The sequence below is a fragment of the Rhodococcoides sp. S146-33 genome (assembly GCF_059489205.1).
Genome location: NZ_JCAJWY010000005.1, coordinates 1 through 20,469 on the forward strand (window position 1 = coordinate 1; position 20,469 = coordinate 20,469).

Annotated in this window: 23 protein-coding genes; 10 read left to right on the plus strand and 13 right to left on the minus strand. The window is 65.9% G+C overall.

Features of this window, described 5'->3' with window-relative positions; genetic code table 11:
* Positions 1 to 145: 145 nt before the first annotated feature.
* From menE to AC5WEY_RS19620, 5 genes are read right to left on the minus strand one after another with little or no spacing between them, the layout of a single operon-like run.
* On the minus strand, positions 146 to 1,282 hold the full coding sequence (gene menE, locus AC5WEY_RS19600) for an o-succinylbenzoate--CoA ligase (protein ID WP_495647177.1): 1,137 nt from the start codon (positions 1,280 to 1,282) through the stop codon (positions 146 to 148).
* Between the two features lie 10 nt (positions 1,283 to 1,292).
* Positions 1,293 to 1,607, minus strand: coding sequence for a DUF3349 domain-containing protein (locus AC5WEY_RS19605; protein ID WP_495647178.1), 315 nt, complete (start codon positions 1,605 to 1,607; stop codon positions 1,293 to 1,295).
* 4 nt (positions 1,608 to 1,611) lie between these two features.
* The gene (locus AC5WEY_RS19610; RefSeq protein ID WP_057475196.1) at positions 1,612 to 1,941 is read right to left on the minus strand and encodes a DUF3349 domain-containing protein; all 330 of its coding nucleotides are present in this window, start codon (positions 1,939 to 1,941) and stop codon (positions 1,612 to 1,614) included.
* A 16-nt stretch (positions 1,942 to 1,957) separates the two neighbouring features.
* Positions 1,958 to 2,242 carry a hypothetical protein gene (locus tag AC5WEY_RS19615; RefSeq protein ID WP_495647179.1) on the minus strand — a complete coding sequence of 95 codons (285 nt, stop codon included), beginning with the start codon at positions 2,240 to 2,242 and terminating at the stop codon, positions 1,958 to 1,960.
* A gap of 4 nt (positions 2,243 to 2,246) precedes the next feature.
* The gene (locus tag AC5WEY_RS19620; RefSeq protein WP_495647180.1) at positions 2,247 to 3,419 is read right to left on the minus strand and encodes an inorganic phosphate transporter; all 1,173 of its coding nucleotides are present in this window, start codon (positions 3,417 to 3,419) and stop codon (positions 2,247 to 2,249) included.
* 203 nt (positions 3,420 to 3,622) lie between these two features.
* Here AC5WEY_RS19620 and AC5WEY_RS19625 point away from each other — a divergent pair, with 203 nt between their 5' ends.
* Together AC5WEY_RS19625 and AC5WEY_RS19630 are read left to right on the plus strand one after the other, a co-directional pair.
* Positions 3,623 to 4,957: a hypothetical protein gene (locus tag AC5WEY_RS19625; protein ID WP_495647181.1), complete on the plus strand. Its 1,335-nt coding sequence runs from the start codon at positions 3,623 to 3,625 to the stop codon at positions 4,955 to 4,957.
* Between the two features lie 105 nt (positions 4,958 to 5,062).
* The gene (locus AC5WEY_RS19630) at positions 5,063 to 6,346 is read left to right on the plus strand and encodes a sensor domain-containing phosphodiesterase (RefSeq protein ID WP_495647182.1); all 1,284 of its coding nucleotides are present in this window, start codon (positions 5,063 to 5,065) and stop codon (positions 6,344 to 6,346) included.
* Here AC5WEY_RS19630 and AC5WEY_RS19635 read toward each other — a convergent pair.
* Genes AC5WEY_RS19635 through AC5WEY_RS19645 form a run of 3 tightly spaced genes read right to left on the minus strand, consistent with a single transcriptional unit; the run spans position 6,343 to position 8,751 of the window.
* Complete coding sequence (locus AC5WEY_RS19635) at positions 6,343 to 6,723, minus strand: VOC family protein (protein ID WP_057475200.1); 381 nt, start codon at positions 6,721 to 6,723, stop codon at positions 6,343 to 6,345. The genes AC5WEY_RS19630 and AC5WEY_RS19635 overlap by 4 nt on opposite strands.
* Positions 6,724 to 6,746: 23 nt before the next feature.
* Positions 6,747 to 7,850 (minus strand): GGDEF domain-containing protein, encoded by a 1,104-nt coding sequence (locus AC5WEY_RS19640; protein WP_235581483.1) that lies wholly within the window; start codon positions 7,848 to 7,850, stop codon positions 6,747 to 6,749.
* A gap of 7 nt (positions 7,851 to 7,857) precedes the next feature.
* On the minus strand, positions 7,858 to 8,751 hold the full coding sequence (locus tag AC5WEY_RS19645; protein ID WP_495647183.1) for a 1,4-dihydroxy-2-naphthoyl-CoA synthase: 894 nt from the start codon (positions 8,749 to 8,751) through the stop codon (positions 7,858 to 7,860).
* Between the two features lie 68 nt (positions 8,752 to 8,819).
* Here AC5WEY_RS19645 and AC5WEY_RS19650 point away from each other — a divergent pair, with 68 nt between their 5' ends.
* Genes AC5WEY_RS19650 through AC5WEY_RS19660 form a run of 3 tightly spaced genes read left to right on the plus strand, consistent with a single transcriptional unit; the run spans position 8,820 to position 10,927 of the window.
* Positions 8,820 to 9,464 carry a PaaI family thioesterase gene (locus tag AC5WEY_RS19650; RefSeq protein ID WP_495647184.1) on the plus strand — a complete coding sequence of 215 codons (645 nt, stop codon included), beginning with the start codon at positions 8,820 to 8,822 and terminating at the stop codon, positions 9,462 to 9,464.
* Positions 9,461 to 10,432, plus strand: a complete 972-nt coding sequence (locus tag AC5WEY_RS19655; RefSeq protein WP_495647185.1) for an o-succinylbenzoate synthase — start codon at positions 9,461 to 9,463, stop codon at positions 10,430 to 10,432. The genes AC5WEY_RS19650 and AC5WEY_RS19655 overlap by 4 nt, the downstream gene beginning before the upstream one ends.
* A 51-nt stretch (positions 10,433 to 10,483) precedes the next feature.
* Positions 10,484 to 10,927: a DUF6918 family protein gene (locus tag AC5WEY_RS19660; RefSeq protein WP_057475204.1), complete on the plus strand. Its 444-nt coding sequence runs from the start codon at positions 10,484 to 10,486 to the stop codon at positions 10,925 to 10,927.
* Positions 10,928 to 10,986: 59 nt separating this feature from the next.
* Here AC5WEY_RS19660 and AC5WEY_RS19665 read toward each other — a convergent pair whose 3' ends face one another.
* From AC5WEY_RS19665 to AC5WEY_RS19675, 3 genes are all read right to left on the minus strand, one after another.
* Positions 10,987 to 12,384 (minus strand): DUF2252 domain-containing protein, encoded by a 1,398-nt coding sequence (locus tag AC5WEY_RS19665; protein ID WP_495647186.1) that lies wholly within the window; start codon positions 12,382 to 12,384, stop codon positions 10,987 to 10,989.
* 95 nt (positions 12,385 to 12,479) lie between these two features.
* A complete protein-coding gene (locus AC5WEY_RS19670) occupies positions 12,480 to 13,544 on the minus strand; it encodes an AbrB family transcriptional regulator (protein WP_495647187.1) in 1,065 nt (354 codons plus the stop codon).
* Entirely contained in the window at positions 13,541 to 14,128 is a 588-nt protein-coding gene (locus AC5WEY_RS19675; RefSeq protein WP_495647188.1) for a flavin reductase family protein, read from the minus strand. The genes AC5WEY_RS19670 and AC5WEY_RS19675 overlap by 4 nt, the downstream gene beginning before the upstream one ends.
* A 62-nt stretch (positions 14,129 to 14,190) precedes the next feature.
* Between AC5WEY_RS19675 and menD the strand changes: the two genes are divergently transcribed.
* Complete coding sequence (gene menD, locus AC5WEY_RS19680; RefSeq protein ID WP_495647189.1) at positions 14,191 to 15,801, plus strand: 2-succinyl-5-enolpyruvyl-6-hydroxy-3-cyclohexene-1-carboxylic-acid synthase; 1,611 nt, start codon at positions 14,191 to 14,193, stop codon at positions 15,799 to 15,801.
* On the opposite strand, the gene AC5WEY_RS19685 is transcribed toward menD, so the two are convergent.
* Complete coding sequence (locus AC5WEY_RS19685) at positions 15,798 to 16,301, minus strand: DUF2505 domain-containing protein (protein ID WP_495647190.1); 504 nt, start codon at positions 16,299 to 16,301, stop codon at positions 15,798 to 15,800. The genes menD and AC5WEY_RS19685 overlap by 4 nt on opposite strands.
* A gap of 54 nt (positions 16,302 to 16,355) precedes the next feature.
* Between AC5WEY_RS19685 and AC5WEY_RS19690 the strand changes: the two genes are divergently transcribed.
* The 4 genes from AC5WEY_RS19690 to AC5WEY_RS19705 all read left to right on the plus strand — a co-directional run bounded on the left by AC5WEY_RS19690 (position 16,356) and on the right by AC5WEY_RS19705 (position 19,148).
* Positions 16,356 to 16,817 carry a DUF3592 domain-containing protein gene (locus AC5WEY_RS19690; protein ID WP_495647191.1) on the plus strand — a complete coding sequence of 154 codons (462 nt, stop codon included), beginning with the start codon at positions 16,356 to 16,358 and terminating at the stop codon, positions 16,815 to 16,817.
* On the plus strand, positions 16,810 to 17,235 hold the full coding sequence (locus AC5WEY_RS19695; protein ID WP_495647192.1) for a glutaredoxin domain-containing protein: 426 nt from the start codon (positions 16,810 to 16,812) through the stop codon (positions 17,233 to 17,235). The genes AC5WEY_RS19690 and AC5WEY_RS19695 overlap by 8 nt, the downstream gene beginning before the upstream one ends.
* Before the next feature lie 63 nt (positions 17,236 to 17,298).
* Positions 17,299 to 18,438, plus strand: coding sequence for a glycosyltransferase family 4 protein (locus AC5WEY_RS19700; RefSeq protein ID WP_495647193.1), 1,140 nt, complete (start codon positions 17,299 to 17,301; stop codon positions 18,436 to 18,438).
* A 14-nt stretch (positions 18,439 to 18,452) separates the two neighbouring features.
* On the plus strand, positions 18,453 to 19,148 hold the full coding sequence (locus tag AC5WEY_RS19705; RefSeq protein WP_495647194.1) for a demethylmenaquinone methyltransferase: 696 nt from the start codon (positions 18,453 to 18,455) through the stop codon (positions 19,146 to 19,148).
* Positions 19,149 to 19,154: 6 nt separating this feature from the next.
* On the opposite strand, the gene AC5WEY_RS19710 is transcribed toward AC5WEY_RS19705, so the two are convergent.
* The gene (locus AC5WEY_RS19710; protein WP_495647195.1) at positions 19,155 to 20,402 is read right to left on the minus strand and encodes a geranylgeranyl reductase family protein; all 1,248 of its coding nucleotides are present in this window, start codon (positions 20,400 to 20,402) and stop codon (positions 19,155 to 19,157) included.
* Between the last annotated feature and the right edge of the window lie 67 nt (positions 20,403 to 20,469).

Sequence of the window (20,469 nt, forward strand, 5' to 3'; positions counted from 1 at the left end):
ACCAACACCGACCGGAATCAACATCCACCTGTCTCAGACAGGTTGACAACTACCGTATTTCGCGCGCACCTGGCGAATGCGCTCGCGTTTGCCGCCAACCGGGGGAGTGCCGCCAACCGGGGGACCACCAACCGAGCGAGACCGCTCAGCTCCTCCCCAGCACAGCTCGCAATTCTGCTCGATTCAGTTTTCCCGGGCCTCGGGTCGGCAGTGATTCCACCAGAAACAACTCACGTGGCGCGGCCGTGACGTCCAACGACGCTGCGACGTGAGAGCGCAACTCCGCCAACGTCACCGGCGCAGAGGCGACCACTGCGACCACCACTCTCTGGCCGAGGCGCTCGTCCGGCAATCCGACGACCGCACATTCGCGTACTGCGGGATGCGTTGCCAGTGCTGCTTCGACGACCTGCGGTACGACGGTCAAGCCGCCAGTCGAGATGGCCTCGTCGAGTCGACCGGTAATGCTCAGCACCCCGTCGACCATGGTCCCCGCGTCGTCCGTGCGAAACCACCCCGGTTCGGCGAACGCCGGATGATCAGGAAGTCCGCGGTACCCCGAGGCCAGTGTTCTTCCGCCCAACACGACCCGGCCGTCGTCGATGCGCACCACCGTCTCGCGCAGGGGAACCCCGTCGTACACACAGCCGCCGGCGGTCTCACTCATGCCGTAGGTGCGGACCAATCGAATACCCTCAGCAAAAGCTCTCTCGCGCAGAGGGATTGGCGTTGCCGCCCCACCGAGCAGAACGGCATCGAGAGACGACAATGCAGCAACAGCCTCGGGGTTCTCGAAGGCTTTGACCAACTGGCCGGGAACCAGGGACGTGTAGCGCAGGGGGCCCGACATCCGTCCCACGGCCTCGATCAACGCGGCCGGATCGAAACCGTGGGACACATCCATGATCACCGGCGACGTTCCGGCGAGCACGCTCCGCAACAAGACCTGCATCCCGGCGATGTGGTGTGCAGGCAACGCCAGCAGCCACGAGCCGGGCCCGCCGAGTCGCTCCTCGGTGGCCGTCGCCGACGCAACCAGAGCAGACGCAGACAGCATGGCTCCCTTGGGTATTCCCGTCGTGCCGGACGTTGCGACGACCAGTGCGACGCCGTCCTCGATAGGAGTGCCGGGTGCCAGAGCGTCGTGTAGACGACCGATCTCGCGCGGATCGTCTGCGGGAACAGGAAGTACGGCCGGTCCGTCACCGGCCAGCACACGGCTCAGCCGCGGCAGGATGTCTGCCGCGGCAGGTCCGGTCGGAATGGGAACGCTCTCGAGCACACTCGCGAGATTAGTCCTTGCGCCGGATGGTGAACGGGTCGGCCAGGGGCCAGCCACCGGCGGCGAGGTTCGCGCGTACCCGGTTGACGTCCTCTTCCCGCGGCATCTCGTTGGTGACCTTGGTGATGGTGACGGAAATACCTGCTTTGTCGGCAGGCAGCCGGCCGTCGGCGATGAGGGCATCCATCACCGACTGCACTTCGTCGTCGGACAGTCGCCGATTCAGAAGAGCAAGGAGGGGAACGTAATCCGCTTCGGGTACCCCGTCGGGATACCCGCCGCGAAGCCAACCGACGATCGAGTGGAGGAACGACGGGACCGACATGGCCTTACAGGGCCGCCGGATCCGCGAGCGGCCAACCACCGGCGGCCAACCGTGCCGAGACGCGAGTGATGTCCTCGGCTGTCGGCTCGGCGTCGATCTGTCCGCGGATGTACGTTGCGATCTCGTCGGTCGAAATGGCACCGTCGTCGAGCGCGCCGGTGGCGGGAGAGACCAGATCGAGGACGATCTCCTGCACCTGAGCGTCGGTGAGTGCGGCGCGACGCAGAAGTGCGACGAGCGGGAAGCGGTCCTTGGGCGGAACGCCCTCGGGGTATCCGGCTCGGAGCCATTCGAGCACCGAGGCCGGAAAGGCGGTCTTGGTGGAGTCGGTCATGAGAGTTGAACCCTTCTCAGAAGACGGAGATGCCGAAGGTGCTGTCGAGGAAGTTCTTCATGATGAAGAGGATTCCGGCCACGATCGCGACGACCACTACTGCGAAGCAGAGGACGGCCGCGGCGGTGGCGATTGCGGGGCGCGCCACCCGGGTGGTCCCCGGCGCGGCGTCATCGGCAACGTCACCGACCGAGAGCGCTTTGAGTCCGAAAGCGAAGATCGCGGGCAGTCCGGCACCGAGCAGCAGTCCGACCAATACGACCTGCCACAACGAATCAATGGTGTGTTTCAGAGTTTCCATGAGTTCAGACCTTCGCGGGGGAGTCGGCTTCGGTGGCGGCGGGAACGAGTCCGCCGTCCCACTCGGCGTTCACGTTGTTCGGATCGACGGGTTCGCGGCGCGAACGGACATACATGACGGTGGCCAGGCCGACGAGGATGGCGAAGACCACGAGGACGCCGGGTAGACCGCCGATCGTGTGTGCGAGCAGCCAGCACGCAGCGCCGACCACTCCGGCGAGCGGCAGGGTGATGACCCAGGCGACGGCCATCCGGCCTGCGACGTTCCATCGCACGGCGGCACCGGGCTTGCCGAGTCCCGATCCGAGGATCGAGCCGGTGGCAACCTGGGTGGTCGAGAGCGGGAGGCCGAGGTGGCTGGAGGTGAGAATGATTGCTGCAGAGGAGGACTCGGCGGCCATGCCCTGTGGAGATGCGATCTCCACCAGGCCCTTGCCCAGAGTGCGGATGACGCGCCAGCCCCCGAGGTAGGTGCCCAACGCGATGGCGAGTGCACAGGTGACCTTGACCCACAGGGGCATTTCGGCGTCGGGCGAGACGGTGCCGTAGGCGACGAGTGCCAGGAAGATCACGCCCATCGTCTTCTGGGCGTCGTTGGTGCCGTGTGCGAGCGAGACGAGCGAGGCCGAACCGATCTGGCCCCAGCGGAATCCGCGTTCCTTGGACTTCTCGGGAACTGCGTTGGTGATGCGGTAGATGATCCAGGTGCCGACGGTGGCTACGAGGCCGGCGACGATGGGGGCCAGCACGGCGGGCAACACGATCTTGCTCCACACCCCATCCCACACCACGCCGCTGGTTCCCAGGCCCGCCATGGTGGCACCGATGAGGCCGCCGAACAGTGCGTGCGAGCTGCTCGACGGGATGCCGAGCAGCCAGGTGGCGAGGTTCCACAGGATGCCGCCGACGAGGCCGGCGAAGATGATGGTCAGCAGGTCCTGGCCGCCGGTGTCGCCGAGGTTGACGATCCCCTTTGCGACGGTGGCAGCCACCTCTACGGACAGGAAGGCGCCGACCAGGTTGAGGACGGCAGACAGGGTGACCGCGACCTTGGGCTTCAATGCCCCCGTTGCGATCGACGTCGCCATGGCGTTGGCGGTGTCGTGGAAACCGTTGGTGAAGTCGAAGGCCAGTGCCGTCACGACCACCACGAGAAGTACGAGAAATTCAGCGCTCACGGTGGAAAGTGTGGGACACGAACGGTCTTTCGTGGAAATTTCTTGCGAAGTGTTCTTCTTGGGTGCCGTGAAGTCGCCCGCAGTTCACTTCTCGTTCACCTATTTGCCTTATATGTCCAAGTTTGCTGTGCCGCCCGACACACGGTGGTCGTCGCCTCGAATCGACCCGTTGTGGAACAGTGGAAACCGTGAAGGGATCGGGCATGGACGACGCAGTGTCGGCCGCTCTGTCGTATTTCGATTCCGTCGATCCCGCGCTTGCTGCCGATGCGCGTCTGGGGTGGGACGGTCTGATCGGCGTGTCTCCGCCGGCGGGCCCCACTCAACATTCTGTGCAGTCCTTTCTCTGGGTCTATCTGCGGCATGCCGCAGAGGGCCCCGATCGCGGCGTCGACATTGCCCGCGCACTCGGCGAGTTGCTCGACCGCCTCGGCCGCGTCGGATATGCGGATATCGCCCGCAGTGCGGTGACCGAGGAACTCGTCCGAACTGTCGACGACGCAGCCTGGTTGCAGAAGTATCGCGCGGCCACCGAACAGTCGGGCATCGGTGCCCTCGACACCGAACTTGTCACCTGGCAGGACGCCCCCACCGGCATCGAACGGGTCATCGTCGAAAAAATCGGCGAGACACTGGAAGTGGCGACGATCGCCGGCGAGTTCGAGCCGTCCAGGCCGGGTGGTAGACCACTCGGTGCCAACGCGCGGGCCATGCGGCGACGCGGCGTCACCGACGCGGTGTTGACCTCCGATCGTGGGAGGGACCACTCCGAAGCCGTTCTGCTGGAACAACTCCTCGACCACCGCATCGAACTCTGGAGCAGTTACAGCGCACCGCGCGCAGAGCTCTATCTGGGGCTGCGCGACGCGCTGCACGATGCCGTCGAACCGATGTACGGCTGTGTGCGCAGGCTGGAGAACTTCATCGGATGCATCGGCGAGGGTGTCGCGCTGACCGATGCCGGGTACCTGCCGGACGAGCTCGTAGCAACCATCGCATCCACCGTTTTCCCCCCGAACGAGCGTCCCTCCCATGTCGGACGTGAACTCGACACCGAGAAAGTTCTCGTGCTCCGACGCCTCCTCATGCGGGTGCGTCTGCTGCGTCGTTCGGCCGGGCGATTGGTGCCCACCGCCCGCACCCGGCAGCTGAGCTCCGACGGGCTGTGGCGCGTGCTCACCGGCGGCATCGTCGGCACCGGATATCACCCGGACACGATCGCCGCCGAGGTGATTCTTGCTCGCATGATCGTCGGTCAGGACGTCGCCGATGTGGAGACCAGCGCCGACGATCTGGCGAGACTGTTGCGCGCCGAGGGATGGACCCACGCGGGCGAGACTCCGGCTCCCGAGCATGCCGAACCCTTGGCAAGGACGTTGGTGGCCGAGCTGAGTGCGCTCGGAGCAGTCGGGTTCTCGGAAAGCGATCGTACGTCCGGGTCGCAGAGCGCCGGATCGGTCGCTACAGAGGAAGGCAAGCGGCTCGCCGCTGCGGTGCTGCGGCACCGACTTCTGCACACCCGTTATCCGTCGTTGTGACCACTCGGTGTTGGGCTATCGGTCGAATCTGCCGAACTCGCCCGGTTAAGCTCACCTGTATCCGGTTCCAGAACGGGCCCGGTGGTCTTGGGTGAGGAGATGCCGGTGGACGGTGAGGTCGCGGACACCGCGCGCTCCCAGTCTCGCCGACAGAGCGACTCGGCTCGCCGATACCTCGATGTCGAGGCAACCACTCCAGCGCTGCGTTCGACGGTCGAATTCGCCGCTCGTAGCGTCGGATTCGCGATCGCCCAGCTCAACGTGCTCGACGAAGACACTCAGTACACGCTGGTCAACGTCGGCGGACCGCCGGTGTCCACCGTCGAGCGGGCCGACACGCTGTGCGACGACGTGGTGCGCACCGGGGAGCCCGCGGTCGTCGCGCACGGGCGCGTGCACGCCACCACCCGGCAACGCGCCATCCTCGACGACAACGGCATCGCGTCGTACGCATCAGTTCCGTTGCGAGGCCGAGAAGGCCTGGTCATCGGCACCCTGTGCTTGCTCGATCGCACGCCGCGATCACTCTCGGGTGAGCAGATGCAGGAACTCGAACAGTTCGCGTCGGTGCTCGAGGAGCAACTCGATCTGCATCGCCGCGTCGGATCCGGCGTCATTCGGCTGGGCAGCGACAACGACATCGCCGACTCCATCGCCGACGGTCACATCGTGCCCTGGTTCCAGTCGATCGTGGATATGCGAACCGAGGAGATCGTCGGCTTCGAGGCGTTGGCGCGCTGGCACCACCCCACGCGCGGGCTGGTGGTGCCGGCGGATTTCGTCCCGTTCGCCGAGGCCAGCGAACTGATCATCGACGTCGACCTCAGTGTGCTCACCCAGGCCGCGGCCGAGATGAAGAAGTGGCACGTCCATCGTCCTGACCTTCGACTGACGGTCAACATTTCGGGTCGCCACCTCGCCCACCCCGACGGCGTCATCCACCTCGAACGCGCCATCGCGTCGTCCGGGGTGTCCCCGTCGTCGATTTCGCTCGAGCTCACCGAAACCACCGCCGTGACACCGGGGCCGCTGCTGCGCAGGCACATCGACGACGTGCACGCGTTGGGCTTCCGTGTACTGCTCGACGATTTCGGTTCGGGCTGGTCCTCGCTCGAACGGTTGGTGACATTGCAGCCCGACGGGATCAAGATCGACGGTCACCTGACGCGGTTCGTCGATACCGTCGCCGGGCGGGCGATGATCAGGTCGTTGGCCGGAGTCGCGAAGGACCTCGATCTGACGATGATCGTCGAGGGCATCGAAAGCCGCGAACAGGCCGACGCTGCACTCGAACTCGGGTGCACCCTGGCACAGGGGTATCTGTGGTCGCGGCCGCAGTCGGCGCAGTCGGTACTGCGGACGATCGCCGACAGCGCCGGCAGTAGTTAGCGGTTGTCGCGTCGGAGCGGATGATCCTGCGGGATCTGAACCAGCACGATCGAAATCCCGTCCGGATCCTCGATCCACATTTCGATCAGGCCCCACGGCTCCGTTCGCGCCTCGCGCACGATCGGGATCCCCGCTGCTTCCAATTCTTCTGTTGCCGACTCGATGTCGCGTACCTGCAGCCACAGCGCGCCGGCAAACGTACCTGGCCCGTCGCCGCGATGATGCGACGCGATCTCGAGCAAACCCTGTCCCGCGAACAACACCGTGCCGCCGGGATACTCCCGAAACACGGCAAGGGAGAGGCCATCGCGATAGAACTCGAGGGTCTTCCGGTAGTCGGCCGGCCGCAGAATTGTCCGAGAGGCGAGGATGTCCACCCCGCATGGATACCACGGTCCTGTTACAGCACGCTCTTCATCACCCGATCGCCGCCCGCAGCTTTGGCCTCGTACATCATCGAGTCCGCCACCCGTGTTGCGCGCGTGACGATGTCGCCGTCCTGATCCCACACCGTCGAATCCCAGTACACGATGGCGGCCCCGATGCTGATGGTCACCGAGACGGTGTCGGTCGGGTCGCGCAAGGCTCGCCGGACCCCGTGGATGAGGGCGTCGACGTGCAATCGAGACGTCGAGACCACCGCGAGGTACTCCTCACCGCCGGTGCGGGCGAGCACCCCGTACTCGCCGAGATGGGTACCGAGCCGCTCGGCGACGCGCACGATGACCGCGTCTCCTTCCTCGTGCCCGTACTGGTCGTTGATGGATTTGAATCGGTCGATGTCCACCACCAGCACCGCCACGCATCGATCCTGTTCCCGTCCGAGCTGCCACACGTCGTCTACTGCCGCATCGAGTCCGCGCCGATTGAGCAGCCCGGTGAGTGGATCGAGCAACGAACTTCGAGCGTCATCGGTCAGGACGGTCACCAGCAGGTGCGAGGTCAGCGGAACCCCGGCAATGACCAACAGCACCACGTTGGTCCGGAAGATCAATGATGCGATGTCCACCTCGGTGTTGCCGTAGGTCGCCGCTGCGGCCACGACAGTGCAGACCACAGCGAAGAACAAGTGGGCCACCAGCCAGCGCGGGCTGAGGAAGAACGTGCAGAAGGTGCCGATCACGGCGAACAGCGCGCAGGTGAGTACCGCGTCCGCGAGCGGATTGATCAGGAGAGTGGAGGCCGTGCCCAGGTCGGCGAAGACGGCGAACGCCACCACTCCGAATCGGCCGGGGAACGGCTTGGTGATCCACGCGGCTGCGACCACCACGACCATGACGAGCAGGACGGCTTTCCAGCCGATTGCCACGACGCTCCGCGAGGTGTCGACGGAGAACAGAGACACCACCGCAAGAGCGCCGTAGTTCAGCGTCAGGACGGCCATCACCCAACGGATGGCCCGTCCGGTGGGACGCGAGTTCTGGAAATCCGCCATCCAGGCGTAGTCGAACGGCTGCAGAAACCACCGTACGAGCGCGTTCCGAGAGCCGCCTGGCGAGTTCACGAGCAGGTCAGAAGTAACGAGGGAACGGCGACCAGTCGGGTTCGCGCTTTTCGAGGAACGCATCGCGTCCCTCGACGGCCTCGTCGGTCATGTACGCCAGCCTGGTGGCTTCACCCGCGAACAGCTGCTGGCCCACCAGGCCGTCGTCCTGCAGGTTGAATGCGTACTTGAGCATCCGCTGCGCCTGCGGCGACTTTGCGTTGATCTTCGCGGCCCATTCGATTGCCGTGTTCTCGAGTTCGGCGTGATCGACGACCTTGTTCACGGCGCCCATGCGATGCATCTCCTCGGCCGAGTACGTCTCGCCGAGGAAGAAGATCTCTCGGGCGAACTTCTGGCCGACCATCTTGGCCAGGTATGCACTGCCGTAGCCACCGTCGAAGCTGCCGACATCGGCGTCGGTCTGCTTGAAGCGAGCATGCTCGCGGCTCGCCAGCGTCAGATCGCACACCACGTGCAGGCTGTGGCCGCCGCCCGCTGCCCAGCCGTTGACCAGACAGATGACGACCTTCGGCATGAATCTGATCAGCCGCTGCACTTCCAGAATGTGCAGGCGCCCGGCGCGAGCCTTGTCCACGGTCTCGGCCGTCTCGCCCTCCGCATACTGGTAGCCACTGCGTCCGCGGATGCGCTGATCTCCGCCGGAGCAGAAGGCCCAGCCGCCGTCCTTGCTGCTCGGTCCGTTGCCGGTGAGCAGCACCGTGCCCACGTCGGAGCTCACCCGCGCGTGCTCGAGCGCGCGGTACAACTCGTCGACGGTGTGCGGCCGAAACGCATTGCGGATCTCGGGACGATCGAACGCAACCCGCACGGTCGCGTCGGACACGTGCCGGTGATAGGTGATGTCGGTCAGATCTTCGAAACCGGGAACGGGGAGCCACAGCTCGGGAGTGAAGGTCACGGTCGTCAGCTTAACGGTGGTCGGGGTGCCATCCGTGCCGACCGGTCGGTGCAGCTAGCGTGCAGGTCATGACCGATCCGATCGAGCTCGACCGAGAATCCGACCCCGATTACGACCATCACGGCGGCTTCCCGCGTTTCGTGCCGGCGAAGGTGGGCCCGGAGTACGGGCAGCTGCTCGAGGCCTTGCGCACGGTGCAGGACCTCGCGGTGTCCACCTCGCTGCCGGCCGAGGTCGCCGAGGCGGCCGCAGGCAAAGCAGGAGAATTGATCGAGCTGATGACTCCGCACGTGGTTGCCGAAGGCCGTCAGACGGCCGGGCGAGTTCCGCGTCTGCCGGGACGAGGCTCGCTGTTGCTGATGCCCTGGATCATCGAGAAGATCGACGCCGACGGCGTCCGCAGCCGGGGCATGTTCCGGCGCTTCCATCTCGGTGGTAACTCCGCCGCGCACGGTGGCACGCTGCCTCTGCTGTTCGACGACCTCTTCGGCCTGATCCAGCACGCCTACGGCAGGCCCATCAGCCGGACGGCGTACCTGCACATCAACTATCGCAAGGTGACTCCACTGAACACCGAGCTGGTCGTCGAAGGCGCGGTGGACAGGGTGGAAGGACGTAAGACGTTCATCAACGCCCGGCTCACCGATCTGGACGGCAACCTCCTGGCCGACTGTGAAGCGTTGATGGTGCAGTTGCTTCCGGGGCAGCAATGATCCCGTCGGTCGACGACCTGCTCAACGGCGCACACGTGCTCTCGATGCCGATGCGGACGAGATTCCGCGGCATCACCACGCGTGAGGTGTTGTTGATCCGGGGGCCCGCCGGGTGGGGTGAGTTCTCGCCGTTCACCGAATACGACGACGGCGAATCGGCTCCGTGGTTGGCCTCGGCCATCGAGGCTGCATGGGAGGGCCCGCCGAGCCCGCTGCGTCGACGTATCCCGGTGAACGCAACGGTTCCTGCGGTGCCGGCCGCCGACGTGGCGTCGGTGCTGAGTCGGTCTCCCGGGGCCGAGACGGCGAAGGTGAAGGTGGCCGAGAAAGGTCAGACCCTGGCCGACGACGTCGCTCGCGTCCGCGCGGTGCGTGAGCTGGTGCCGCGCGTCCGAATAGACGCCAACGGCGGCTGGACCGTCGACGAGGCGGTGACGGCGCTGGCGGCCCTGACGGCCGACGGCCCACTGGAGTACGCCGAGCAACCGTGTGCCACCGTTGCCGAGCTCGTCGAACTGCGGCGTCGGACACCGGGGGTGCGGGTGGCCGCCGACGAGAGCATCCGCCGAGCCGAGGACCCGATGAAGGTCGTACGGGCAGGCGGGGCCGACATCGCGGTAGTGAAGGTCGCTCCGCTCGGCGGGATGCGGGCAGTGCTCGAACTGGCAGGCGAGTTGGCGGAGTACGGGGTGCCGGTGGTGGTGTCGAGTGCACTCGATTCTGCGGTCGGCATCTCGGCCGGGTTGGCCGCAGCCGCTGCAATTCCGCATCTCGAATTTGCATGCGGGTTGGGAACGGGCAGTCTGTTCGTCCGTGACGTCGCCCCGGCACTGGACGTGGTCGACGGAACGTATCCGGTCCAGAGCGCCGAACCGGATGCGCAGGCCCTGATCGAACTCGGTGCCGACGCCGAGCGCACACAGTGGTGGATCGATCGAGTTCGGCGCTGTCACGCCCTTCTGCGGTAGTCTTGCGCCCGGTCCGCGTGGGACCGCTGAATATCTGGGAGGAACTTCGAAGTGGTTGCTGCACTGAAGGATTCGCTGCTCGACGAGTCGAAGGCCGACGCGCTGCGCGTCGATGTCCTGGCGCTGATCGACGCCGAGGTTGCGGACAAGAAGGGCGCGAGCGGGCTCGCGGTCAAGGGGGGATACGGCGCAGTGAAGAAGGTCGGGCCGTCGTACATCGACAGCGCGGTCTCTGCCCTGTGGCCCGATTTCGTCGACAAGCTCGACCCGTTCTGGCAGTCGTACAACGCCGCCCCGCAGGGCACGTTCGGTCAGTACCTCGCCGCCAACGGCGACGCCGCATCCGACGCCCTGCTCTCGGTCACCGATGCGCGTATCGAGGAAACCGACAAGTCCGTCGTCAAGAAGTTCTACGGCAGCCTGCGTGGCTCGGCGAAGAAGAACGTCACCGAGGCACTGCCGCGCGTGGGTGACCTGGTCGCCAAGCACGCCTGAGCAGCTGAGCGGCTTCGCCGCATGTGAGCAGAAATTCGTAGCCTGCTACGAATTTCTGCTCACATGCGCGTAGCGCTCAACCGCTCCCAATCGGCCTCGGTTTGATCGGCATACAGTCGCGCGAATCGGCCCAGAGCGACGTCGAGTTCATCGGAATCGCCGGTGTATCCCGAGATCATCGACGCGCCGCTGGTGCGGGCATGTCCCTTCGCCAGCAGGCGCCCCACCACCCGTGCGTAGTCCACCAGGGCCGGCGCATCGATCGACGAGAGATCGATCGTCCCCTTCATGTTGCGGAACTGCCGCACGTAGTACTGCCGGCCGGCGATGGTGGTCCAGCCCAGCAGCGGATCGCTCACCGTCTGCAGATCCTGTTGGTACTCGACGACGCGTTGTCCCTGGTGATCGTGCCACGCAGACTCGCCGTGCACGTACGGTGCAAGCACCGATCGTCTGGCCTGCTTGAGCTGCAGGAACACCACGTCGTCCTCGCTGGTCCCCTCGAGTAGCGCGACATACGCCCGAAGCCCGACACTTCCCACCCCGACGACGCGATGCGCGACGTCGATCAACGTGTATCCCCCCAGCACCCGACGCCAATGCGGGGTGAGGGTGAGCAGGTACTCGTCCAGCCCGACGGCGAGCAGCTCTTCGTCCTTCGCCGAGATGCGGGTGGTGATCGGCGGCTCCTCGACGATCCTGCGCTTGCCCTCGTGCTCCTCGGTGAATCGAGGTAGCACGCGGTCACTGGTGCGTCGACGCGCTTTCTTGGTGGCGCGCTTGATCTCCTTGCGCAACGATCCGGCAGTGGCGTCCCGCTGCAATTTCTCTGCCGTCAGACGCTGGAACGAACGCGACATCAGCGGCTCGTCCGCCAGCCTGGCCACCTCGATGCGATACGAGGACACACACGCGGTGACGGCATCGCGACACTGATCTTCGCTGCGTCCGTTCTGCCGCCCGGCCACCCAGATGCTGGCGGCGAGGCGTCGGAGATCCCACTCCCAGGCTCCCGGATGTGCCTCGTCGAAATCATTGAGGTCGATGACGAGGTCACGTTCGGGGGAGGCGTAGAAGCCGAAGTTGCCGAGGTGGGCGTCGCCGCTGATCACCGGATTGATCCCGGTCGAGGGCAGCATCGCGACGTCCCGAGCCATGACGATGGCTGTTCCGCGCAGAAATCCGTAGGGGGATTCGACCATTCGCTCGAGACGGGTGGGGATCAACCATTCGATTCGGCCCTGGTGCGAGTACTCGATCTGTTTGACCGGGTCGGGGCGATCCGGCGGTGCTGCCCACTCCCCGAGTGAGGCGATCGGGACCTTCTCGCGTAGGCGTCGACCCAGTTCGTACCGTTCGGCACGGGGGAGCGGCCGAGCGCGCAGCGACGCGTACGGTGCGCTGTCGATTCCTGCCGAGTCGGAGACGACGGTGTGACCTTTTCCGGAGCCGGACATGTGAGATCACACTAATCCAGTACTACCCGGCGGCTTCACCGAACTTGCTCATGTCGCAGAGGTCGGCCGACCGTGAACAGCGATGGTGGTGTCCCTCAGTCGGGCCGGCGGCGGCGATAGCGCTGAACCACCTTGGCTCCGACGGGTACTGCGAACAACATCATGAAGACTCGGATGACCTGGGCGGCCACGACGAATGTCACGTTCGCGCCGGTCGAGGCTGCGATGGCGAGTACTGCGTAGACGCCGCCCGGAGTGGTCGCGAGGTAGCCCTCGTACCCGCTCGTCCCGGTTGCCGACGCCAACCACAATCCGAGCACTGCGCAGCAGACCGTGACGGCGATGATCAACATCAGCGATGCGGGCAGGACACGCGAGATCGACTTGAGGCTGGCGACGGTGAACCGCAGTCCGGCCTGCCAGCCGATGACGATGTACGCCGCCCACAGCAACAACGTCGGAACGGATGCGTCGAACGAGACGCCGAGCACGTCGGCGAGCGTGGCCATGATCAGCGGGCCGAGCAGGGCGGGGGCGGGCAGCCGGATCACCTTGGCGAGCAGCACACCGATGGCCCCGCAGATCAGGACGAAGGCAAGATCGATCCACAGTGCTTCGTGAACGTCGGCGGTGACCGACGACTGTCCGGGCTGGGCGTCGAACACCAGGGTCGCGACCAGCGGCAACGTGGTCGTCACCAGTACGACGCGCAGGTACTGCACTACGGCGACGACTCGTTCGTCGCCGCCGAGCTCCTGCGTGATCGCCACCAGTCCCGACGCGCCTCCCGCGACGAGCGCCAGCGAACCGGTCAGCGAATCGATGTCTTTGCGAAGTCCGAGCAACGCTCCTGCCGCGATCGACAACAGCAGGGTGCCGATGCACGCCAGCAGCACCGGTAGCCACGCGTCCCCCAGCGAGCTCAGGGTCTCGCGCTGTACGAGCGTTCCGATCTCGACGCCGAGTATCGCCTGCGCCGCCATCCCGAGTCGACGCGGTAGCGGTGCCCGCTCGGTGCCCGTCGTCGGAGCCCAACCGGCGAGTGCGAAGACCACGGCCACCAGCAACGCGACGAACAGTGCAGCCGACGGCACACCGAGCGCGTCGGCTCCGACGGTCAGTCCGACCGTGACGGCTATCAGCAGCAGCCAGCGAATCAAGAAGGTCGCTCGATCTCACGAACCTCGGGCGGCAATCCCCACTCGGTGCGGCCTAGGCGACTGAGCGGGGCGATGCTCTCGAACTCGGGGAGTCCGTCCTCGGCGAGGAATTCGGGGCGTACCGACAGCGCGACGACGGTGCCCATGACGACGAAGCAGTTTCCCACCTCGACGACGCGATGCAGCGTCGCCTCGATGGCAATCGGTGCGGCCGCCACACGCGGCGGCGTCACGATCGCACTGGGTTCGCTCTCGATGCCGACCGCCTCGAACTCGCTGACGCCGTGATCGAAGCTCGCCGAGCTGTCGTTGACCTGATCGACCAACGGTGCCGTCGCCAGATTGACGACGAACTCGCCGGTGGCCTCGATGTTGCGCAGACTGTCCTTGCGGCTCACCGACGTGAACTGCACGACCGGCGGCTCCACCGAGGAGACCGTGAAGAAGCTGTAGGGCGCGAGGTTCGCCACACCGTCGGCGGAGACGGTGGACACCCACGCGATGGGCCTGGGCACTACCGACGCAGTCAGCAGCTGGTAGAAGCGACGTGGGGTGACCTCTTCGGGTCGAAAGACTGTACGCACCTCTCAATACTGTCAAAGCCCGGTTGCGGCGGCCGACCGGAGCATCTGACACTCTGGAAACTGTGAATCCGTCCACCGCTCAGGCCACTGCTGTCGTCGACGAACTGGCGCGCAGCGGCATCGAAGACGTCGTGCTGTGCCCCGGCTCGCGCAACGCCCCGTTGGCGTTCGCTTTGCAGGAAGCCGACGCGGCCGGACGTCTGCGATTGCACATGCGGATCGACGAACGGACCGCCGGATTTCTGGCCATCGGACTGAGCCTGGGTAGCGGCCAACCCGTACCGGTGGTGATGACGTCGGGAACGGCGGTGGCAAACCTCGGGCCCGCCGTACTCGAAGCGAACTACGCCCGCATCCCGCTGATCGTCATCAGTGCCAACCGGCCCTACGAGATGCTCGGCACCGGAGCCAACCAGACCATCGAGCAGCTCGGCCTCTTCGGATCCCAGGTTCGCGCAACCATCAGCCTCGGGCTGGCCGAAGAGGAGCCGAAACAGAACAGTCAGTGGCGCAGCGCGGTCTCGCGAGTCATCGCTGCTGCGCGCGGCGCACGCTCGGGCAACGCCGGACCCGTGCACTTCGATATTCCACTGCGTGAACCCCTGGTTCCTGCCCTCGGCGATCCGGGGGCGCGGCCCGAAGGGCGTCCGGACGGGATGCCGTGGACGACGACCACCCAGGCGACGCTGGACGTGCCGGTCGAGCTGGACCTGACGATCGACACCGTGGTCGTCTCCGGACACGGCGGCGGCGTCCGTCCGGAGCTCGCCGGCTTGCCGACCGTCGCCGAGCCGACCGCGCCGCTGCACGGAATTGCGTTGCACCCCTTGGCTCTGGCGCAGTTGAAACCGCGTCAGGCCGTCATCACCGGACGCCCGACACTGCACCGCCAGGTCTCGGCGCTGCTGGCCGACCCCGCCGTCGACGTCATCGCGCTCACCACCGGTCCGCGTTGGCCCGACGTCTCTGGCAACGTACTGGCGACGGGAACCCGCGCCATCACCACCGGTGCGCCTGATCCCGCCTGGATCGCCCGCTGCGCTGCGCTGTCCGAGCGCGCTGAAAAAGCTGTGCACGAACAACTTCGAGAGCATCCCAAGCCTACCGGTCTGCACGTCGCCGACGTCGTCATGTCCGCGCTGCAGCCCGGCGATCAGCTGGTGCTCGGAGCCTCCAACCCGGTGCGCGACGCGGCCCTCGTCTCGACCCCGATCCCGGGGGTGAAGGTCCTGTCCAACCGCGGCGTTGCCGGCATCGACGGCACCGTCTCGACGGCGATCGGTGCCGCGATGGCCGGAAAGCGGCGCACCATAGCGCTTCTCGGTGATCTGACGTTCCTGCACGACGCGGCGGGCATGCTCATCGGAACCGGCGAGCCGCGCCCCGACGATTTGACGATCGTCGTCGCCAACGACGACGGCGGTGGCATCTTCGAGCTGCTCGAGCAGGGGGATCCGCAGTATGCGGGCGTGTTCGAGCGAGTATTCGGCACGCCACACGGAATGGATCTCGGAGCATTGTGCGGGGCCTATCGCGTCGAGCATCGGTTGGTCGAATTATCCGAGCTGGCAACCGAACTCACCGCACATGCCGTGGGGATCAGAGTGTTGGAAGTGACCACGGAGCGATCGGGATTGCGGGATCTGCACGCGGCGATCCGCGCCCGGCTCTAGCTCTGTTGCGCTGCAACCCATTCGAGAGTTTCACCGGTTTCCTGATCGATCATGTCCTTGATCATCTTGTTGATCAGGTCCTCGATCTTGCCGCCGACGAGCGGGATCTTGACCGTCGATTCACCCGTGATGAGCAACTTCGCGCCGGTGCCGTCGGGCTGCAGAGACAACGTGCCGGTGATCTTCGCCGGTAGGCCGGTGGTACTACCGGTCAGCGTTCCTTCGGCGTGATCGCCCTCGAGCGGGCCCCAATAATCGGTGCGGGAGACGATCAGCTTGCCCTTGATGACCTTGGTGACGAATCCGGGGAGCTCGTTGGTGCCGACCTCTTCGGAGATGTCGACCGTCAGGCCGCCGTCGTCGTGCTTGGTCAGCTCGTACCCGTCCGTCTTCTTCGCCTTGGCGAAGCGCGCCATCCACTGGTCCTCACTGGTCAGTGCTGCGTGCACTTCAGCGGGAGGATTGGACGCGCGGAGTGTGTGTTCGAAGCTGCGAGACATGAGAGCAGACGCTACCCGAGCCGAGCCCGATCGGCTGCGAAGTAATCTGTCGAAGTGACCGACACAGCCCGAGGCAGCCGAACCCTGCGCAGGACCCGGCTGATCGTGCTCGTGGTCGCTACCGCGATCTCGGTGCTGGCGGTGTTGCTGGTGGTCGGAGCATGGCGAAACGACGTCACCATCGATTCCGACAAGGGCACCGCCACCGCCGAGGTGCTGTCTGCAGGCAAGTTGCGGTCGGCCGTCAGCTTCATCACTCCGGACGGCGTGACGCACAACCCGGCGCTCGGCGTCCTGTATCCCACCAACCTCGTCGCGGGCCAACGCATCGAGGTCGAGTACTACAAGGCCGAACCCGACGACGTCGAGCTGCTGGTGCGGGTCGCAGGCCGTGACGCCACCGTCGCCATCGTCCCGGCAGGTTCGGTCATCGTCGTCACCTGGCTCATCGCGGGGCCCGTACTGTTCTGGCTCCGTCGCAAGGAGACACAGCGTAAGGAGACCGAATATGCGTAATGCCAAGCGGTGGGTCATCGCCGCTATCGCCGCAGTGGCCGGTTTCGCGTTGGTGAACTTCGGCAACATCGCGTCGTCGATCGTCGTGATGGTGCTTGTCGTGGTGTTCCTTCTCGTTCTGACGACTCCGGTGCTGTATCCGCGTTCTCTGTCCGACGATGCTTCACGAGTGCTCGCCGCGGACCGGTCCGTTCCGCTGATCTACTGGCGGCCGGGCTGCATTTTCTGCCTGCGGCTGCGGGTGGCTCTGCTGCTACGCGGGAAGAAAGCAGTGTGGACGAGCATCCGCCAGGATCCGGCAGCGGCAGCGCGGGTCCGGTCGGTGAACGACGGCAACGAGACGGTCCCGACGGTGTTCGCCCCGTCCGAGCACCGCACCAACCCCGATCCGTCGTGGGTGATCACGCAATTCGTGTGACGTTGGCCCACACGTAATGTTGTCCATACCTGGTCGACGGCGAGGCCGCCCACACTGAGGATCGTGCGAGTAGCCATCGTTGCGGAATCGTTCTTACCCAACATGAACGGGGTCACCCACTCGGTGATCCGTGTCCTCGAACATCTCGACAGGACCGGGCACGATGCCATCGTCATCGCCCCGGACAATCCGTCCGGCCCGAAGGCCGAAACGTGGCACGACAACGTTCCGGTGTATCGGGTGCCGTCCGTGATGGTTCCGAAGGTGAGCTCGTTGCCCGTCGGGGTGCCCGGACTCGGGATGGTGTCGGCCTTGCGCGAATTCGCCCCCGACGTCGTACATCTGGCCTCGCCGTTCCTGCTCGGAGCCGGCGGCCTGGCCGCCGCCAACCGGTTGGACGTGCCCGCAGTTGCCGTCTACCAGACCGATGTCGCCGGTTTCGCCGCGAGTTACGGCCTGGGCCTGACCTCGAAGGCGGCGTGGCGCTGGACCAGGAGACTGCACCGCGGCGCGGCCCGCACCCTGGCACCGTCGACGTCGGCCGTCGATGCACTGGAGCTGCACGGCATCCCGCGCGTCCATCGGTGGGCCAGGGGAGTGGACGCGGTCCGCTTCGCACCCTCTGCCAAGTCGCAGACGCTCAGAACTCAGTGGGGAGCCGGAGACAAACTGATCGTCGGCTTCGTCGGCAGGCTCGCCCCCGAGAAGCACGTCGAGCGGCTTGCCGTCCTGGCCACGGATCCGTCGATCCAGCTGGTGATCGTCGGCGGCGGACCCGACACGGCAACCTTGCAGGCGCTGATGCCGAACGCCATCTTCACCGGCCAACTCGGCGGAGCCGAACTCGCACAGGCCTACGCCAGCTTCGACATCTTCGTGCATCCAGGCGAACACGAAACCTTCTGCCAGGCAGTGCAGGAAGCACTTGCCAGCGGAGTGCCCGTCATCGGACCGGACGCCGGCGGCCCGCGCGATCTGATCTCGCACTGCCGCAACGGCTATCTGCTGCCGGTCGACAAGTTCACCGAATTGCTGCCGAGCGCAGTCGGAGCCCTCGCCGAGCCCGTCACCCGCGCCCGTTTCGGCGACGCCGCCCGCAAGTCGGTTCTACACCGCACCTGGCCGGCCATCTGCGACGAGCTGATCTCCCATTACTACGACGTGCAAGGCATCACAGCACCGCGGATAAAAAAGATTGCTTGAGTAGTCTGGACCTCGTGGCCCAGACATCACGCGCAACCCTGGCAAAAGAGCCCCACGAGGTGGCGTCGATGTTCGACGGCGTCGCTCGGCGATACGACATCACCAACACGGTTCTGTCGTTCGGGCAGGATCGCAGTTGGCGCAAGCTGACGCGTCGAGCCCTGGACCTGAAACCGGGTGAGCGGGTACTGGACCTTGCCGCGGGCACCGGCGTCTCGACGGTCGAACTCGGCCGCAGCGGAGCCTGGTGCGTGGCCACCGACTTCTCCAAGGGCATGCTGCAAGCCGGGCTGCAACGCGGCGTACCGATGGTTGCCGGTGATGCCATGGCACTGCCGTACGCCGACGCGAGCTTCGATGCTGCCACCATCTCGTTCGGCCTCCGCAACGTCTCGGATTTCGATGCCGGGCTGCGCGAGATCGCCCGCGTCACCAAGCCGGGTGGGCGCCTCGTGGTGTCGGAATTCTCCACTCCGGTGTTCGGCCCGTTCCGCACCGTGTACATGGAGTACCTGATGAAGGCGTTACCGAAAGTCGCTCGCACCGTGAGTAGTAACCCCGATGCCTACGTCTACCTCGCGGAGTCGATCCGCGCCTGGCCCACGCAGGAACAGTTGGCTCAGCGCATAGCCGACGCCGGTTGGACCGACGTGCAGTGGCGCAACCTGACCGGTGGAATCGTGGCGCTGCACAAGGCAATTCGACCGTAGAACGGTTCACGAAAACGGCGGCCGGGAATCGATTTTCAGTGAACCGGTTCCCGATGCCCGCCAGGTACGGGCGACGAGGTCACTGTCGGCCTCGGTGATCAGGTTGCCCATGCAGCGGACGGCGACTTTCATCAGGGCCCGCGAGCGCATGCCCACCGGTCCCGCTGCGGGCAGGAATCTCGGCACGGTCAACAGGCCGGCGAGTCGTCTCGCGATGGAGAACGCCTGTCCGTAGTGCTCGAGCAGCAGAGTGGGCCAGGCCTCGGTGAGGTCGGGGTGATCGAGCAGGTCGACGACCATGCGGCCGCCTTCGAGTCCGTAGTCGATGCCCTCGCCGTTGAGTGGGTTCACGCACGCTGCGGCGTCGCCGATGATGGCCCAGTTGGTGCCTGCGACGCCGGAGACCGCTCCGCCCATCGGTAACAGCGCCGACGCCACCGCCCGCAGCTCGCCTGTCAACGCCCATTCCGGACGCCGCTGCTCGGTGTAGAGGTCGAGCAGCGGCCGTAACGCGCCGGTAGCCGGTCTCGTGGCGGTGGCGAGCGTGCCGACGCCGATGTTGATGTTCCCGTCGTTCAGCGGGAAGACCCAGCCGTAACCGGGCTGCAGAGTGCCTGCGGCGTCACGCAATTCGAGGTGCGAGCTGATCCACTCGTCGTCGCTGCGTCCCGAGGTGATGTATGCGCGAGCCGCGACGCCGAACGCGGTGTCCCGATGCCATTGCCGGCCGAGTTGTCTGCCCAGGGTGGAGCGGACGCCGTCGGCGACGATCAGTGTGCGGCAGGAGATCTCGTGGGCGCCGGTAGCGGTCTGCAGAGTCACCGATCGGACGGAGTTGCCCTCGCGGGTGACGGCAACGGCCTTCGAGCCCTCGGCCATGACTGCCCCGGATTCGACGGCGACAGCGCGAATGCGATCGTCCAATTCGGTTCGGGGTACGGCACTTCCGACGGTCGGCAGGGATTTGCTCGGCCACTCGAGTTGCAGTTCCTGGCCGAATCCGCTCAACCGCAGACCGCGATTGCGCGCTTTCCCACGCACCCATTCGCCGAGGCCGAGCTGATCGAGTTCGGCGACGGCGCGAGGCGTCAGGCCATCGCCGCAGGTCTTGTCGCGAGGAAAGACGGCTGCGTCGACGAGGGCGACGTCGCGGCCGGATCGCGCTGCCCATGCCGCTGCGGACGATCCTGCTGGGCCCGCACCCACGACCAGGACGTCGGTCGAGGTGGGAGGGGGCTGCGGGGGAGTGCTCACACACTCCAGTATCCCGATTTTGCGCAGGCGTGCGGCGACGGCCTCCGGTTAACGCCGTGTGAACGCT